Origin of the sequence: Pseudoflavonifractor intestinihominis (assembly GCF_040096055.1) — a bacterium.
Lineage (GTDB): Bacteria > Bacillota > Clostridia > Oscillospirales > Oscillospiraceae > Pseudoflavonifractor > Pseudoflavonifractor intestinihominis.
The window spans coordinates 12532-28716 of the sequence record NZ_JBBMFK010000027.1 but is presented as its reverse complement, the minus strand read 5'-3'; the positions used below and the strand labels follow the sequence as shown (position 1 = coordinate 28716).

The window sequence follows — 16185 nt, the reverse complement described above, 5'->3', positions numbered from 1 at the left end:
TTGTCGCCCTCGGTCAGGGGGACGTATACGGTGAAGTTGTTGCCCAGGATCTCCGCCTTGCGGCCGCCACTTCGACCTCATAGCCGTCTTCGGCAGTGCCGTAGATCTCGAAGAGGCCGCTCTGGACCGCAGAGGACTGGGGATAGTTGACGGGCGCGTCGATGTCCAGATTGGTGAAAGTGACCCCGCTGGGCTCCTGTACCTCGCCCACGGCAAAGACAAAGTCCTCCATGGCGGCGTTGCCCGCAGTGTCCGTGACCATGATATAGCACTGGTTCAGGGCGTTCTGCTGGATGCCGGTCAGCTTGACGGTAAAGGAACCGTCGCTCTCGTCATAGTCAAAGCTCGCGTCGGTCCAGGCGCCGGCAGAGCCATTGACGCCGTAGGCCACCAGATGGTGGATGCCGTTCTCATCGCTGGCCTTGTAGTGGAGGTAGTAGGCGCCGTCCTTTTCCTCCACCTCACAGAAATCAAATGTGGGGCTGGTCAGGTCCACCTCCACCGGCAGCTCCACGGTCTGCACCTCGTCGCCCACGCCGGTGGTCGTCGTAATCCGGACCGTGTACTGGCCGGCCTCCACAGGCTCCAGCTCGCCGGTGGCCATATTGTACACTGTGCCGTCCCAGACCAGCAGGGAGTTGGAGGCGGACACAAACTGGGCCATATTGGCGTCGCTCATGTCCTTGTAGGCCAGCCGCCGGATCTCGTTCATGGTGCCGGCATTGCGGATCACATTGCCGTCCGCGTCCAGGATCTCCATGGTCACAGTGGCCGCGTTCCGCAGGAAGGTCAGATACGGCGCGATGGAGTCCCGCAGTCCGTCCCCGTTGGGGGAGAAGGAGACGTACTCCGGCTCAATGTACCGTACCGCGCTGCTGGCCCCCATGGAGCGGGTGGCGGGGTCGATCTGCTCGCCCAGAGCGTAGTCCGGGGTTCCGCCGCTCAAACCCACCAGGCAGGTGGAATAGCCGGCATAGCCCCGGTAATAGTAGGAGCCGCCGTAGTACTGCTGCCGGTACTCGGGCAGGAAGGTGGTACGCATGAAGCTGTCCTCGCTGTAGTAGGGGGCGTCAACGATGGGCTCCTTGTTCCAGTCCCCGTAGAAGCCCAGGACAGGCATGCCCAGGTCAGCCTTGCCGTCCTGGCTGGTGAACTTCAGGTAGCCCTCTGCAAAATGCTCTGTCTCCGCAGACTCCGGGATCGTCAGCGTGACCCGGACCGTGGCCGTGCCGCCGGCGGGGACAGTGACGGTATCCTGATCAAAGCTGAAGGCAGCCCCGTCCATGGTCTGCACATAGTAGAGGTTGGTCTCAGGCTCTGTGTAGTCCTGATAGACCTGCGTGGCGTCCAGGGTATAGCTGGCCGCCTCCTGGCCGTAGTTGGTGAAGGTGAGGTCGAAGCTGGTCTGGCCGCCCACCTGGCCCAGCGCGGCCTTGGCCTCTCCGTCACAGGTGACAGTGACCAGATTGCCGACGGCGGCCTCGATGTTGAGCAGGCCGGCGCCCTGCTGCCGCACAGAATAGGGCACATTGTGGGCCACATCCCACACCGGCTCCGCGGTGTTCATCATGTTCTGCTTCAAAAAGTCCGTCAGTTCCTGACCGGACAGCTCCATGCCCCGCGCCCGGATGGCCTGCACCAGAAGGGCCTCCGCGCCGCTGGCATAGGGAGCGGCCATGGACGTACCGCTCATGGTCTGATATCCGTCCACTCCGCCCGCCAGGGAATAGATATTGCCGCCGGGCGCCGCGATCTCCGGCTTCAGGTCCAGGCTCCCGGTGGGGCCCCAGGAGGAGAAGGGAGAGGTCTCCACATCCTCGGTGACGATGGCAGGAATGTTCTCCTCCATGCCGGTGAACCGGACGGTCTGTCCGCTCTCCGCCAGGGTCTTCAGATAGGCGCCGTCCGCGCCACTGACAATGATGGCGGGGATCTGGCTGTAGTCCTGGGCGCCCACGCCGTAGGGGGCCACGTCGGAATCGCTGTTGTCGTAGATGATAACGCCGCCAAAGCCGGCGTACAGGGCCGCGTAGTATATTTTCCAGGTGAACTCAATATCACCCCGCTGGACCAGGGCGATCTGCCCCTTCATCTCAGCCAGCTCCTCGTCGGTGAACTTATTCACCCACTCCCAGTTGTCGTCATAGGAGCCGTATTCGGTGTAATCACCCGTGCCCATGTCGTAGAGGCGCACCTCTCCCAGGCTGCTCAGGTCATACGCAGGGAAAAAGTCGGTGCACAGCATATCTCTGCTCTCGCCCTCCGTCTCCATGGTGGCCTGAGAGAGCAGGGTACCCACGTTCTGGACCGACGCCACCGACAGGGCGCTCTCCGCCGAAGAGGGGGAGGCGATGATCGCCGTGTCCACGAGACCCAGGTCGTTGACCGGGCCGTTGGGCACGCCGTTGTCGTAGGTCTCCGGCGAGATGGTGGCCATGGTGGAGTTGCCCGCGGACACGCAGCACACCACGCCCTGGGCCGAAGCCCGCCGGATGGCGCTGTTGATGAAGTTCCAGTCGCTGGAGGAGCCGCCGTCGCTGCCCAGGCTCAAGTTCACAATGTCCGCGCCCAGCTTGACCGCGTCCTCAATGGCCCGGACAATGTCGTCGGTATAGCCGCCGTCCACCTTGTCGAAGACCTGCATGCTGAGAATCTGCGCGTTGGGCGCCACGCCGTTGATACCGCTGTCCGAGGCGTTGGCCGCCGCGATGCCCGCCACGTGGTAGCCGTGGGTGTTCACATCGTTCAGGATCGTATTGTCGCCATAGACATAGCTGTAGGCAAAGGGGATCTTGTCATTGACATAAGTACCATAGCCCAGAAGGTCGATCTTCTCCTCCATCTCCTCCCGGGTGTACTTCCCGCAGCCGGGGTCGATGGTCATGTCCTGGTGCTCATAGTTGACGCCCGAGTCAATGATGGCGATGAGGGTGCCGCTGCCGTCGTACCCATAGTCCTCCCAGACCTTTGTCGCGCCCGCCATATCAATGGCGGTATACATCTCCGGCTCCAGCTTGGAGATCTCGTAGGCATCGGCCACGCCCTTCAGGGTGCGGATGTCTTCTATGGCCTTGCGGGCGATCTCCACGGTGATCGAGTTGGAGAGATAGGCCGTCTGCTGAACCACAGTCACCGGGTACAGTGCGCGGATCTGGGCAATGACAGCGCTCTGAGCCGCCAGCAGCTGGGTCTCCCGGCTCTTCACGGCCTCGTCATAGTCGCCCTCCGTCCCTTCTGCCGCAGGAGCCTCCTCCAGCTCCACAACCACCCGGACAATCTCGTCGGGGGAGAGCTGTTCCTCCGGCTGGACGTCGCCGTCCTCCTTATAGGAGGTCAGCGCCCCCCGCAGGAGGGTATCCATCTCGCTCTCCGAGAGCTGACCGCCCGTCTTCTGCTCCCGGGGCCCTGCGGCCTGCGCCAGCGGCGCGCCCAGCATGAAAACGGCCAGCAGCAGGGCAACCCATTTTTGCACAAGGTCATGCCATGTTCTTCTCACGTTCATTCTCCTCTAAAATTAGTTATTTGGCTAATATATATTTCTTTAAACGGAAATATATCACACCTTGAAAGAAAATGCAAGTATTCTCAAAAAATTAAGAAAAAAAGTCGTAATTTCCCAGATATTTCAATTCTATTCAATATTTATACAGCGCAGATGCGGGGCCGCCAGGCTGCTTGCTATGTCCGCAGTCAGTCCCGTTCTATGCCCCGCAACCCGTTCATTTGGAAAAAGGCGGCCGTGTTGCCGCCCTTCCTTGACACAATTTTTCCGAAATGTTATCATGACGGAGGCGGGACCGCCGTTATACCGGCCGTCCGCCTCTTTCCTTCTCAGGACGCAAATGATTGCAGGGGCCCTGATTCTTTCTGTCCTTCAACATCGAAAATAAAGCAAACCGGGCGTACCTTCCGGAGAAGGAAGGTGCGCCCGATGGTTATAATGACTGTTGGAAAACCTTGCCCATGTTTCCTCCCGGTGCAAGTCGGCCTTCCCCTGAACATTTTCGGCATCATGAGCCCCCGTTTTTTCATCTACACGGGCGGAGTGAATCCGCCCGGCATCAGGGTTTTCCCTTCCGGGAAAACGCCTGGACGCCGCACAGCGGCGGCTCGCTCCCGCTCGCGCTGGACGGCCCCATCGGTCCGCGCATCTCTGAAAGGTGGTTTTCCCTTGAACATTTTCGATATCATGGGCCCTGTCATGGTGGGGCCCAGCCCCATAGTCCGCTGACGCGGCCTCCGGGGACCCCGTTTTTTCATCTGCACGGGCGGAGTGAATCCGCCCGGCATCAGGGTTTTCCCTTCCGGGAAAACGCCTGGGCGCCGCATAGCGGCGGCTCGCTCCCGCTCGCGCTGGACGGCTCCATCGGTCCGCGCATCTCTGAAAGGTGGTTTTCCCTTGAACATTTTCGATATCATGGGCCCCGTCATGGTGGGGCCCAGCCCCATAGTCCGCTGACGCGGCCTCCGGGGACCCCGTTTTTTCATCTACACGGGCGGAGTGAATCCGCCCGGCATCAGGGTTTTCCCTTCCGGGAAAACGCCTGGACGCCGCACAGCGGCGGCTCGCTCCCGCTCGCGCTGGACGGCCCCATTGGTCCGCGCATCTCTGAAAGGTGGTTTTCCCTTGAACATTTTTGATATCATGGGCCCCGTCATGGTGGGGCCGTCCAGCTCCCACACGGCGGGTGCGGTGCGCATCGGCCTCATCACCCGCAAACTGCTGGGCCGTCCCCCGGTCCGGGCCGAGCTGCTGCTCCACGGCTCCTTTGCCGCCACCGGCAAGGGCCACGGCACCGACAAGGCCCTGGTGGCCGGCCTGCTGGGCATGGCCCCCGACGACCCGGACATCCCCCGTGCCTTCCCCCTTGCGGAGCGGGCCGGCATGCTGGTACGCATTGGAAGCATCGTCCTCCGGGGCGCCCACCCCAACTCGGTGCTGCTGCGGGTGGAGGATGAGCGGGGCAACACCCTGGAGGTCAACGCCTCCTCTCTGGGCGGCGGCCGGGTGCGGGTCAACGCCATTGACGGGCTGGACGCCTCCTTTACCGGCGAGTACCCCACCCTCATCATCCGCAACGAGGACCGGCCCGGCGCGGTGGCCGAGGTGTCCGCCATCCTCTCTCAGCGGCAGGTCAACATCGCCACCATGCAGCTCTACCGCAACATGCGGGGCGGCCTGGCGGTGATGGTGCTGGAGAGCGACCAGGCCATCTGGCAGGAGGCCATCGAGGAGCTGCGGGCCTGCCCGGGCATTGTGCGGGTGACCTATCTCAACATGGAGGAGGACAACTGACATGGCGTTTACATCTGTGGAGGGCCTTCTGCGGGCGGCGGAGAACCTACCGCTGTGGCAGGCGGTCCGGGACGACGACATCCGGGACCGGGGCGCTGACGCCGCCGAATCCTGGAGCCAGATGGCCCACCTCTGGGCGGCCATGACCGAGAGCGTGGCGCAGTACAGCCCCCGGCTCCGCTCATCCAGCGATCTGGTGGGCGGCGAGGGCGGCCTGGTGGCGGAGCAGGGCGGCAGGCTGTGCGGCCCCTTTTTCTCCGCCGTCATCGCCACCGCCCTGAAGACCGGCGAGTGCAACGCCTGCATGCGGCGCATCGTGGCCGCCCCCACGGCGGGGGCCAGCGGCGTGCTGCCCGCCGTACTTCTCCCCCTCCAGCAGCGGGACGGCCTCTCCGACGAGGTCATGACCCAGGCCCTCTATGTGGCCGCCGGTTTCGGCCAGGTCATCGCCTCCCGGGCCTCCATCGCCGGGGCGGAGGGAGGCTGTCAGGCCGAGGTGGGCTCCGCCTCCGGCATGGCCGCCGCCGCCCTGGTCCACCTGATGGGGGGCACGCCGGAGCAGATGGCCCACGCCTGCGCCATGGCGTTGAGCAACATCCTGGGCCTGGTGTGCGACCCGGTGGCCGGGCTGGTGGAGGTGCCCTGCGTCAAGCGCAACGTGATGGGGGCCATGAACGCCCTGTCCTGCGCCGAGATGGCCCTGTGCGGCGTGAAAAACGCCATTCCCTGCGACGAGGTCATCGACGCCATGCGGTCCGTGGGCGACGCCATGCCCGCCGCTCTCCGGGAGACCGGCATGGGCGGCCTGGCCGCCACCCCCACCGGGCGGCGCATTGCGGAGCAGATTTTGGGCAAATAACAGCACGACAAAAGCCCCTGCGCTGTGCGCAGGGGCTCTCAACAACTTCTGACATAGACAAGGAAATGGGGAACGCTTATGTACTACCACGCTTCACCGGTACGGGGCATCAAAGTTCTGGAGCCCCGAATTTCCAACCACGGCGTACCGCTGATCTATTTCTCAAAAAAGCGGGAAAATGTGCTGGTATACCTGAGCAACGCGGTTGAAAAGTACTGTAAAGAGACGGGATTTGCCTACCGCGGGCCCTGGAAGAAGTGGGGGCCCTACGGCTTCAACCCGGACGGCACACAGCGCATCGAGGAGTACTACCCCAATGCGCTGGCAGACACCTACCGGGGTGTCTCCGGGTACATCTACTCTGCGGAAACCATCACAGACTCCGGCTTTTCCCTCTAGATTCCGGATGCCGCCGCCTCCAGCCAGCCGGTAACTGTGACCCGCTGCGAATTCATCCCCGACGCCTACGAGGCCATTCTGGCGGCGGAGCGGGAGGGACTCATCACCATCCTCCGCTATGAGGACAGCTCACCGGCTCAGCTGGATTGGAATGCCAGAACCATAAGATCGGAATATGAGGCCGCCGCAGACCACCCGGACTACCGCCATTTTATAGAGGGCAAGTTCCATATTTACGGGTAAAGTCTTGGAAATTCACCCTTCATACCGGATATAGAACGCATAATAGGCCGTGCCGCCGTATCCGCTGACCGTGTCCCAACGGGCGCCCACCTCGTAGACATATCCCCCCGGCTTCAGGGTGATTTTCCCATCTTCCACCGTCACCGGTTCGCCTGCTGTTGTGGGCTCTCCCCAGTATTCGTCGCTCCAGCAGCGGGCGCTGAAAATCTCGTCGGGCATCTGGGCAAACTCCAGCTCCGCCGTGCCCTCCGAAGTCTCCAGAAGAGTGAGCAACTCCCGGCAGTCCAGCGGATGGGCGCTGTCGGCAAGGGCGTGCTCCACTGTCCCGTCGGCCAGCGTTTTTTCCCACTGGTAGCTCCCCAACAGCGCCTCCATGGCGGTATTGTCGCTCACCACCGTCAGGGCAGGCGGTTTTTCCAGCACCACAACGGCCTCCCCGCTGCCCAGCAGCTGGTTTGCGTAGCGGTTGAGCGCCTCACAGGGCTCGTACTTGGTCCGGTAGCCTACCCCGTCTATCACCAGAAATGGGTTGTATGCCATGATATCGGTGGTGCTGCCGTCGGCCAGATGGAGGGTAAAGATGACGCCCTGACCGGCGTACTCCGTGTAGGAGTCATCCCGGCCGTAGATGACCACCTGGTTGAGATAGGACACCAGTTTCTCCAGGTCTGGAATCTCAAGTTCCGTATCCGGCGGGGTGAGCCGCACCGACGCGGACACAACGTCCGCTACCTCCAGGTCCCTGTAGGGCCGCCGCCCGGCCATGACAGAGGCGGCAAAAACGCCGCATCCCACCGCCGCCAGACAGAGCAGGGCAATCAGCCAGCGTCCCCATTTTTTCATGTGGGCTCCCCCCTTTTATTCTTCTGTCTATATAGACGAAAAGCGGGCCGAAATGTTTCAAGGGTTCAGCATCCTCCGGATGCTGAACCCTTGTTTTTGTCTCTGCTTTTATTGTTATGCCCGGCTGTCCGGCAGGCTGGCGGCGGCGGCGCTCTGGCCGATCTGCCGCACCCGCTCGTCGGGCGCCTGGACGGAGAAGGTGCAGTCGGGGTACTCGTCGGCCAGGACCTGGCGGGCGGTGGACAGGATGATGTCCCCGCCGGCGCCGCCGGCCACGCCGCCCATCACCAGGGCGCAGTTCATGTCGTAGAACCGGGTGTACAGGGCCAGAGCGTGGCCCAGGTAGACGCCCAGGTCCCGGTAGACCACCTCCACCGACTTATCGCCCCCGTCCATCCGGCGGCGGAGGGAGGAGAACTTGTCGGCGGCGCCGCCCTCGGGCATCTCCAGCCCGGCCAGGGCGGCCAGCTTCACCGCGCCCTCCTGGCTCAGGTACTTGACGCCGCAGCCCACGTCGCCGCTCCAGTCGTCCCGGGCGGCGTCGGGCTGCACGTCGATGGGGGTGAAGGCCAGCTCGTTGAACCAGCCGGTCACGTTGCCCGCCTTGTCCACGTAGCCGCCCGCCTCGCTGCTGCCCATGGAGATGCCCAGAATGCCGTTCTCGTTCAGGCCCATGGCCCCGGCCAGGGCGGTCACGTCGCCGTCGTTGGCCACGGCAAAGGGGATGTTCTCCCCCAGGCTGGCGGCGGTACGGGGGTAGATGTCCTTGATGGACTTGTCGAAGTCCTCCTTGCTCACGGAGAGGAACAGGCTGGCCACCATGCACCGCTCCCCCACCAGCACGCCGGCGGTGGACACGCCCACGCCGTCCACCCGGGGCAGGTGCCCGGCCGCGGCGCGGAGGGCGGCGGTGATGTGGTCATAGTGGTACTGGGGGGCGCTCTGCTCGCTGGGCCGCCAGGGCATGGTCTCGGAGAACACGCTCTTACCGTCCACCAGGGCGCTCACCTTCAGGTTGCTGGCCCCCGCGTCCAGGCCGATCCGGCAGCCCTCCAGGTGCCGCCCCACCGGGCGGGAGGAGCCCTTCTCCGCCGGGCGGTCGGCGTAACTGCGGCTCTCCACGGTGAAGGGCCGCTCGTAGACCCCCTCCATGAAGTCCCGGTCAAAGTCCCGGCTGCCGCCGTGGGCATAGGCGTCCCTCAGGTACTCCGCCGCCGCCGCGCTGCCGCAGGCGATCAGCTTCCAGCCGCCCCGGGACCAGAGGAGGAATTTGGCCAGCCGGTCCACGTACAGCCGGTCCGCCTGGTCCAGCGCCCCCTCGGTGCGCAGGGCGGTGTTGTACACCGACACCAGGCCGTTCTCCCGCTCCACCGCCAGGGCAAAGGGGTGGGTGGCTCCGCTCTCATAGACCCGGAAGAACCGGGCCAGGGGCACAAAGGTCTTGTCCAGCTCCGGCAGGTGGGTCACCGGCAGTTCCAGTCCTAAAAATTCCATGGAAGCATCCTCCTCTTGTTTGTTGCCTCCAGTTTATCACACCAAACTCCCCGGCGCATTATCCAAACCTGCTCACTTTTTGCACAAAAAGACCGGAGCCTGTGCAAAGCCAGGCTCCGGTCCTTTTCCGCTGCATTTCCGTCACATGTGGGGCAGCACCCGGACGGTGTACGCCTCCTTGGGCAGCACCTGACCGATGATGGCGCCGGGGATGCCCCGGTCCTTCAGCCGCCGGGCCAGCTCCGCGCCCCGCTCCTCCGGGATGGAGATGAGCAGGCCGCCTGCGGTCTGGGGGTCAAAGAGCAGGTCGGACACCTCCAGCGCCACGGCCTCCTCCACCTTCACCTTGCCCTCCAGATAGCTGCGGTTGCGGTAGGCGCCGCCGGGGATGATGCCCTCCCGGGCCAGCTCCAGCGCGCCGGAGGCCAGGGGGACCTGGTCGGCCCACAGCCGCACCGTCACGCCGCTGCCCTCCGCCAGCTCGTTGACATGGCCCAGCAGGCCGAAGCCTGTGATGTCCGTGCAGGCGCTGGGCTTCAGGGGCAGCATGACCTCCTGGGCCCCCTTGTTCAGGGTGCTCATCAGGTCGATCATCTCCCTGAGCTGCCCGTCGGTCAGCAGCTCCGCCTTGGCGGCGGTGGAGAGCACGCCGGTCCCCACGGGCTTGGTCAGCACCAGCAGGTCCCCGGGCTTTGCGCTGCTGTTGGTCAGAATCTCCTCCGGCCGGGCAAAGCCGGTGACGCACAGGCCGTACTTGGGCTCTGTGTCCTCAATGCTGTGCCCTCCGGCGATGACCGCCCCGGCCTCCACCACCTTGTCGGCGCCGCCGGCCAGAATCTCCCGGACGATCTCCAGGTTCAGGCAGGTGGGGAAGCAGAGCAGATTGATGGCCAGGCGGGGCGTGCCCCCCATGGCGTACACGTCGGAAAGGGCGTTGGCCGCCGCGATGCGGCCAAAGCTGCGTGGATCGTCCACTACGGGCGGGAAAAAGTCCGCCGTCTGGATCATGGCGGTATCGTCGTTGATCCGGTAGACGGCAGCGTCGTCGCTGGCGTCAAAACCCACCATCAGCCGCTCATCCGAGCCCTTCGGCAGGTCCGCCAGCAGTTGGCCAAGGACACCCGGTCCTATCTTGGCCCCTCAGCCGCCCGCGGCTGTCATCTTGGTCAGTCTGACCGGTTCTTCGCTCATACCGCGCCTCCTCTCCCCTGTTCCCGGGCCGTCCCGGGAGATATCCCGTTTATTATATCACATCTCACGCCGGGGATAAACTGCAATTTTTCCGTCTCCCTCACCCGCCGCGCCGGTACGGCATAGGCTGGAACTGAGAAGAAATCATCGTTCTTTTCCTATTTTGAATACTGGAGGGTTATCCATATGGCTGCGGAACCGCGTGTACAGTTTTACCTGGGGGCAAACGCCCCCTCCGGCTTCTACTCTCTCTACGACCAGCTCATCGACCCCGACCAGGCCCAGGACGTGATGATCCTCAAGGGCGGCCCGGGCTGCGGCAAGTCCTCCCTCATGCGGAAAGTGGGGGCCGCCATGGAGGAGCAGGGCCTGGCGGTGGAGTACATCCAGTGCTCCGGCGACCCGGACTCCCTGGACGCCGTCATCATCCCCAGCCTGGCCACCGCCATTGTGGATGGTACCGCGCCCCACGGCTGAGCAACGGGAGGACACACAGCGCAGCGGGAGCGCCCGCATGGGCGCTCCCGCTGGGGAAGTCCTCAGTCGGAAGGAATCTTCTCCCCCGCCTTGAAGTTGTAGATGGGACGGATGACGGCCTGAATCTCCGCCGTGGGGCCGATGTTGTCCACAATGGAAGACATATCCTTGTAGGCCATCGGGCACTCGTCCAGGGTATCCGGCCCAACCGAGGTGGTGTAAATTCCCTCCATGGCCCGGCGGAACTCCTCCACCGTAAAGGCCTGCCCGGCAGCCCGGCGGCTCATCAGGCGGCCCGCGCCATGGGGCGCGGAGTCGTTCCAGTCCTCGTTCCCCCTGCCCACGCAGAGCAGGCTGCCGTCCCGCATGTTGATGGGGATGAGCAGGCGCTCCCCCTTCTTGGCCGATACCGCCCCCTTGCGGAGGATCATGGCGTCGGTGTCAATGTAGTTGTGGATGGTGCTGAAGGAGTCGGCCACCGTCAGGCCCAGGCCCCGGACAATCTCGTCCAGGATGGTCCGGCGGTTGAGGAGGGCAAAGCGCTGGGTCAGCTCCATGTCGTGGATGTAGTCGCCAAAGAGGTCCCCCTCCACGTAGGCCATGTCGGGAGAGATGCTCCCGCGGGCGTCCTTCTTGGCCTCCGCCAGGGCGGCCTGGATCTCCCGGAAGCGCCCCTGGGCCTTTAACCCCTCCACCAGCGCCTGGAGCTGCGCCCTGCTGTTGCCGCACAGGACGCGGTAGCCCTCCTCCTGATACCAGCCGGCCACCTGGGTCCCCAGGTGGCGGCTGCCCGAGTGGACCACCAGATAGAGCCTGCCGCTGTCATCCCGCTCCACCTCGATGAAGTGGTTGCCGCCCCCCAGGGTGCCGATGGAGCGGCTGGCCCGGGCGGTGCTGATATGGTCAAAGCAGCGCAGCTCCTCCAGCCCGATGCGGCTCTGGTTGGGATGGGCCGTCTCCCGGATGTCCATGCCGGAAGGGATGTTGGTCCGGATGAACCGGTCCAGGGCGTCCAGATCCAGGCTGGATTCCTCCAGAATCACCGTCTCCATGCCGCAGCCGATGTCAACGCCCACCATGTTGGGTACCACCTTCCCGTGGAGGGTCATGGTGGTGCCGATGGTGCAGCCCTTGCCCGCGTGGGTGTCCGGCATTATCCGGATGCGGCTGTCCGCCAGGAAGGGCTGGCTGCACATGGCCGTGATCTGCTCCCGGGCCAGGTCGTCCACAGTATCGATAAACACCTTGGCGGTGTTATAGGTTCCTGTAATTTCAATCATGTCTGTATCCTTTCTGTGAAAACGGGGCGGCAGATCCCAGCCGGGATGCGCCGCCCCGCGGTACGCTCTTATGCCGTCAGCTCCCGGTAGCGGGGCGCGCTGAGGGTCTCCCACATGTATGCGTAGGGGGAGAGCTCTCCGCTGGTCACCATCTGGAAGAGCCTGGGCGTGCAGCCCGAGACCAGCGCCGCCCCCTGCTCGTTCACGGTGACGGGCTGGTGGAGGTTGCGGCTGGCCACGTTCCAGAACACCACCTGGGGCAAGGCGTAGCCCTTGGCGGCAAAGGACCTGCGGGCCCGCTCAAAGACGGTGACGTCCGCGTTCTCGGTTCCCTGGTCGAACTCCATGTCGGAGATGATATACAGGGTGTCGGGCATATCCGCCTGGTTCATGTGGTACTCCACGGCGGTATGCAGGAGCAGGTCGAAGACCGCCTGGAGATTGGTGTTGGCACACTCGCTGAAGCTCTCGCAGTACTTCACCTGCTCATAGAGGTCCTTGCCCTTGATCTCCACCAGCCTGGGGCTGCGGGAGAAGGTGATGAAGTGGTTGCGGAAGGCCCCGGTGTTCCGCTGGGCGAAGTAGATGGCCAGGGACAGGGCCACAGCGGCAGGGACAGGATTGGCAAGGTCCCAGTACATGGAGCCCGAGCCGTCGGCCACCACAAGGGCGTTGCCACCGCCGGTGTAGTCGGCCAGGGCGTTCCAGGTGGTGTCCAGGGCGCGGCGCTCCTCTGCGGACATGCCGCTCCCCAGGCTGTCCTCCAGAATGGGCGCAATCACATCGTAGGGGTAGAGGACGCCCGTGTGCAGGGTCTCTTTCCCCTCCCGGACCTGCTCCAGGAAGGCCAGGTAGCGCTCCCTGTCGTTGCGGAGAAAGGCTCGGCGGTACTTGAGCATGGCTCTGGAGGGCTGCTTGGCATAGTCAAAGGTGTAGTCCCGCTCCCGCAGGTTGTTCTCCAGAATGGCGATTCTGGCGCGCAGGGCGGAGAGTGTCTTGCGGTAGGCCGCCTCGGTCATGCCCAGGCCTTTCACCAGGATTTTGGCGGAGACCAGGGTGTCGGGGCTGCTGGCGTTCACCGAGGGGAGCCACTTGGCCATGAGAGAGACATTCCCCTCTCCGGACTCCAGGGCCGCCGTGTCCCGGGCCAGCTGGGCTTTGATGTACGCGATGGCCGCGTCCCTGCAGGGTGTGTCGAACAGGGAGAGCAGGTCGTCCCAGCGGCCGTACTCGGGGATGTTCTCCAGGTTCCTGACCACCGTCTCGGGGCACAGGCCGGCCAGGGCCTTCAGGATGATGCGGAACACATACCGCTCTCCAAGGCCGCCCCGGACGTCCCGGGCAAAGAAGGCGATCTTCACCGCCGTGTCCCGATCCTCCACCCAGGCCCGGAGAAAGCGGTCCTGAATCTCTTCCCAGGACGCCCCGCGCAGGGCGCCCACGGTGGAAAACAGGTCCAGGCAGTGGCTCATGGTGGTGGAGTAGGCGGCCCCGCCATTTTCCGTGCGGGTGCGGATGGCTTCTCTTTTCAATGCCTCGAGCATGGCGGTACCTCCTAGCGGTTGGGATGGATTACAAGGCACGTCGTGGAGTTGAACCACATAGACCAGTTGGATTGCTGTCTGTGCCTTTTTGCTTACAAGGCGCTATTTGTTCCGGCAGATGTCCAATCGTCGTCAATGGGTTGCTGTCAGCGCCTTTCATGTGCATATCATAATCCGCCGCACCTGTTTTTTCCTCTCAAAAAAGTTGCGAGCTCGCCCTTTTTGTCGTACACTGTCAAAAAGAGGAGGCGGCGGTATGGCCTATCGTGAGCTGGTAAAGCGGTTTGAATCGGTGCGGGAGTACATGCGGGACTTTCTGGTCTTCGGCTACAGGACCCGGCGGGAGTTTGACGGCAAGAGCGCCCGCACCTACGACAACGAGCGCCGCCGCATCGAGAGCTGGCTGGGGGACGACCTGCGCTGGGAGTACGGCGCCAGGGGCAAGGCGGTGTTCCTGTCCATGGACGCGGCGGAGCTGGTGCGCAACCCGCTGTACCGGGCCTGGCAGTCCAGGAGCTTTACCGACAACGACATCACCCTCCACTTCTGCCTGCTGGACCTGCTCGCCGACGGCGTCCCCCGCCACGCCGAGGAGATCACCGACGCCCTGGCGGCGCGGTACGGCGTCCTCTTCGAGCTGCCCACGGTCCGGCGCAAGCTGAAGGAGTATGGGGAGCTGGGCATCCTGGACCGGCGGAGGCAGGGCCGCGCCCTGTGCTACACCCTCTCCCCCTGTACCCTGGACGCCCTCTTTCCCGACCAGGCCCGGCTGCCCGAGCTGCTGTGCTTTTTCGGGGAGGCCGCGCCCCTCTCGGTGATCGGCAGTTTTCTCTCCAGCCGCCGGGGGGAGGAGGACCGGGGCCTGCGGTTCAAGCACCACTTTATCGTCCACACCCTGGAGGACCAGATGCTGCTCACCGCCCTGGAGGCCATCCGCACCCGGGCCCGGCTGGAGGTGACCAACGTCAGCGGCCGCAGCGGCGTGGAACGGGTGCTCACGGTGGTGCCGGTCAAGATCATGGTCAGCGTCCAGACTGGCCGGCGCTATCTGGCGGCCTGGCTGCCTGAGCGGCGGCGCTTCACCTCCCTGCGGCTGGACTACATCAAGGCTCTCTCCCTCCGCCCCGGGCTGGAGGAGGACGAGGCATGCCGCGCCCTGGCGGAGGAGCGGCTGGCCCACAGCTGGGGCTCGGCCCTCCACAGCAGCGCCCGGCTGGAGCGGTTCTCCATGACCGTGGCCGCCGACGAGGCCAGGGAACCCTACATCATCCAGCGCCTGCGCCGGGAGAGCCGGGGCGGCACGGTGGAGCAGGTGGAGCCCGGCCTGTGGCGCTGCACCCGGTACGTATACGATACCAGCGAGCTGATGAACTGGGTCAAGACCTTCATCGGGCGCATTGTCTCCCTGGAGGGGGACAACCAGAGGGTCATCGACCGGTTTTATGATGATATCCGCCGCATGGCGGAGATGTACGGAGGTGAGGGCTGATGGAGCTGTTTTCCGAGGTCTACGGCTGCTACTATGCGGTGGTGGCGGAGATCCTCCGCAGCGCCCCCGTGACCCGGGCCCAGGCGGAGGCCCTGGCAGCGGGCCGGGGCTACGGCGAGAGCGTCCTCCAGCTCATCCCCAAGCTGCTGGACAGCCGCGACTGGCCCCTGCTGGAGGAGCGGGACGGCCTGTTCCACAGCCGTCTGGACCGGCTCCCCGACCTGCCGGTGACCCATCTGGAGCGCTCCTGGCTGAAGGCCCTGCTGGCCGACCCCCGGCTCCGGCTGTTCCTCTCCGACGGGCAGCTCGCCCACCTGGAGGAGGCCCTGTCCGGCGTGGAGCCCCTGTACCGGCAGGAGGATATCGTATACTTTGACCGCTTTCTGGACGGGGACGACTACGCCGACCCGGGCTACCGGCAGCGGTTCCAGGCCATTCTGTCCGCCCTGGAGCGTGAAGCCGTGCTCCACCTCACCTATCAGGCCCCCAAAACCGGCCTCCACACAGGCGACCACCGGCCCCTGCGGCTGGAGTACTCCCCCCGGGACGACAAGTTCCGGGTCTACACGGTCAAGGTGCAGGACAGCGCCTTTCCGTGCTGCTACATCCTCAATCTGGGCCGGATCGTGGATATCTCCCCCTCCGATGCACAGTACAGCGGCGCCTTTGACGTGTCGGAGTGGCGGCGCCGCCACCGCTGCGCCCAGCCCCTGCTCCTGCGGGTCTCCGGCGAGCGCAACGGCGTGGAGCGGTTCATGCTGGAGTTCTCCTCCTACGAAAAACAGAGCGAGTACGACGGAGAGACCGGCGTCTGTACGGTCCGTCTGTGGTACCAGCGGGAGGATGAGACCGAGGTGCTCATCCGGCTGCTGGGCTTCGGCCCGGTGGTGCAGGTGCTGGGCCCGGAGTCCTTCGTGGCTCTGATGCGGGAGCGGGTGGCCAGGCAGGCCGCCCTGCTGCAGCGCGGCAAAAACTGAATCTTTCTCCTGTCGGGAGCCCCGGGCGCACACAGCGCCCGGGGCTCCCGCTCATACTCCCCGCGCGCTGCTCATAGAGTCTTATGGAATCTA

The 16185-nt window shown here is 64.4% G+C and carries 13 protein-coding genes; 7 read left to right on the top strand and 6 right to left on the bottom strand.

The window, feature by feature from the left end; genetic code table 11:
• Window positions 1–13: 13 nt before the first annotated feature.
• Window positions 14–3496, bottom strand: coding sequence for a S8 family serine peptidase (locus tag WMO64_RS13895; protein ID WP_349232347.1), 3483 nt, complete (start codon window positions 3494–3496; stop codon window positions 14–16).
• A gap of 1131 nt (window positions 3497–4627) precedes the next feature.
• On the opposite strand from WMO64_RS13895, the gene sdaAB reads away from it, so the two are divergent.
• From sdaAB to WMO64_RS13875, 4 genes are all read left to right on the top strand, one after another.
• Window positions 4628–5296, top strand: coding sequence for an L-serine ammonia-lyase, iron-sulfur-dependent subunit beta (gene sdaAB / locus WMO64_RS13890; RefSeq protein WP_349232346.1), 669 nt, complete (start codon window positions 4628–4630; stop codon window positions 5294–5296).
• 1 nt (window position 5297) lies between these two features.
• Window positions 5298–6155 (top strand): L-serine ammonia-lyase, iron-sulfur-dependent, subunit alpha, encoded by an 858-nt coding sequence (gene sdaAA / locus WMO64_RS13885; protein WP_294520999.1) that lies wholly within the window; start codon window positions 5298–5300, stop codon window positions 6153–6155.
• 78 nt (window positions 6156–6233) lie between these two features.
• Window positions 6234–6554: a hypothetical protein gene (locus WMO64_RS13880; RefSeq protein WP_349232345.1), complete on the top strand. Its 321-nt coding sequence runs from the start codon at window positions 6234–6236 to the stop codon at window positions 6552–6554.
• Between the two features lie 36 nt (window positions 6555–6590).
• Entirely contained in the window at window positions 6591–6797 is a 207-nt protein-coding gene (locus WMO64_RS13875) for a hypothetical protein (protein WP_349232344.1), read from the top strand.
• Between the two features lie 12 nt (window positions 6798–6809).
• Here WMO64_RS13875 and WMO64_RS13870 read toward each other — a convergent pair whose 3' ends face one another.
• The 3 genes from WMO64_RS13870 to selD form a co-directional block, all read right to left on the bottom strand.
• Window positions 6810–7640: a hypothetical protein gene (locus WMO64_RS13870; protein ID WP_349232343.1), complete on the bottom strand. Its 831-nt coding sequence runs from the start codon at window positions 7638–7640 to the stop codon at window positions 6810–6812.
• Window positions 7641–7754: 114 nt separating this feature from the next.
• Window positions 7755–9134, bottom strand: coding sequence for an ROK family protein (locus tag WMO64_RS13865; RefSeq protein ID WP_349232342.1), 1380 nt, complete (start codon window positions 9132–9134; stop codon window positions 7755–7757).
• A 141-nt stretch (window positions 9135–9275) separates the two neighbouring features.
• On the bottom strand, window positions 9276–10325 hold the full coding sequence (selD, locus tag WMO64_RS13860; protein ID WP_294521012.1) for a selenide, water dikinase SelD: 1050 nt from the start codon (window positions 10323–10325) through the stop codon (window positions 9276–9278).
• Between the two features lie 186 nt (window positions 10326–10511).
• Here selD and WMO64_RS13855 point away from each other — a divergent pair, with 186 nt between their 5' ends.
• Entirely contained in the window at window positions 10512–10802 is a 291-nt protein-coding gene (locus tag WMO64_RS13855; protein WP_294521015.1) for a hypothetical protein, read from the top strand.
• Between the two features lie 62 nt (window positions 10803–10864).
• Here WMO64_RS13855 and WMO64_RS13850 read toward each other — a convergent pair whose 3' ends face one another.
• A complete protein-coding gene (locus WMO64_RS13850; protein WP_349232341.1) occupies window positions 10865–12082 on the bottom strand; it encodes an RtcB family protein in 1218 nt (405 codons plus the stop codon).
• 68 nt (window positions 12083–12150) lie between these two features.
• Window positions 12151–13626 carry a DUF2828 family protein gene (locus tag WMO64_RS13845; protein WP_349232340.1) on the bottom strand — a complete coding sequence of 492 codons (1476 nt, stop codon included), beginning with the start codon at window positions 13624–13626 and terminating at the stop codon, window positions 12151–12153.
• 256 nt (window positions 13627–13882) lie between these two features.
• Between WMO64_RS13845 and WMO64_RS13840 the strand changes: the two genes are divergently transcribed.
• Together WMO64_RS13840 and WMO64_RS13835 are read left to right on the top strand one after the other, a co-directional pair.
• Window positions 13883–15115, top strand: a complete 1233-nt coding sequence (locus tag WMO64_RS13840) for a WYL domain-containing protein (RefSeq protein ID WP_349232339.1) — start codon at window positions 13883–13885, stop codon at window positions 15113–15115.
• Window positions 15115–16092, top strand: coding sequence for a WYL domain-containing protein (locus WMO64_RS13835; RefSeq protein ID WP_349232338.1), 978 nt, complete (start codon window positions 15115–15117; stop codon window positions 16090–16092). The genes WMO64_RS13840 and WMO64_RS13835 overlap by 1 nt, the downstream gene beginning before the upstream one ends.
• Window positions 16093–16185: the final 93 nt, after the last annotated feature.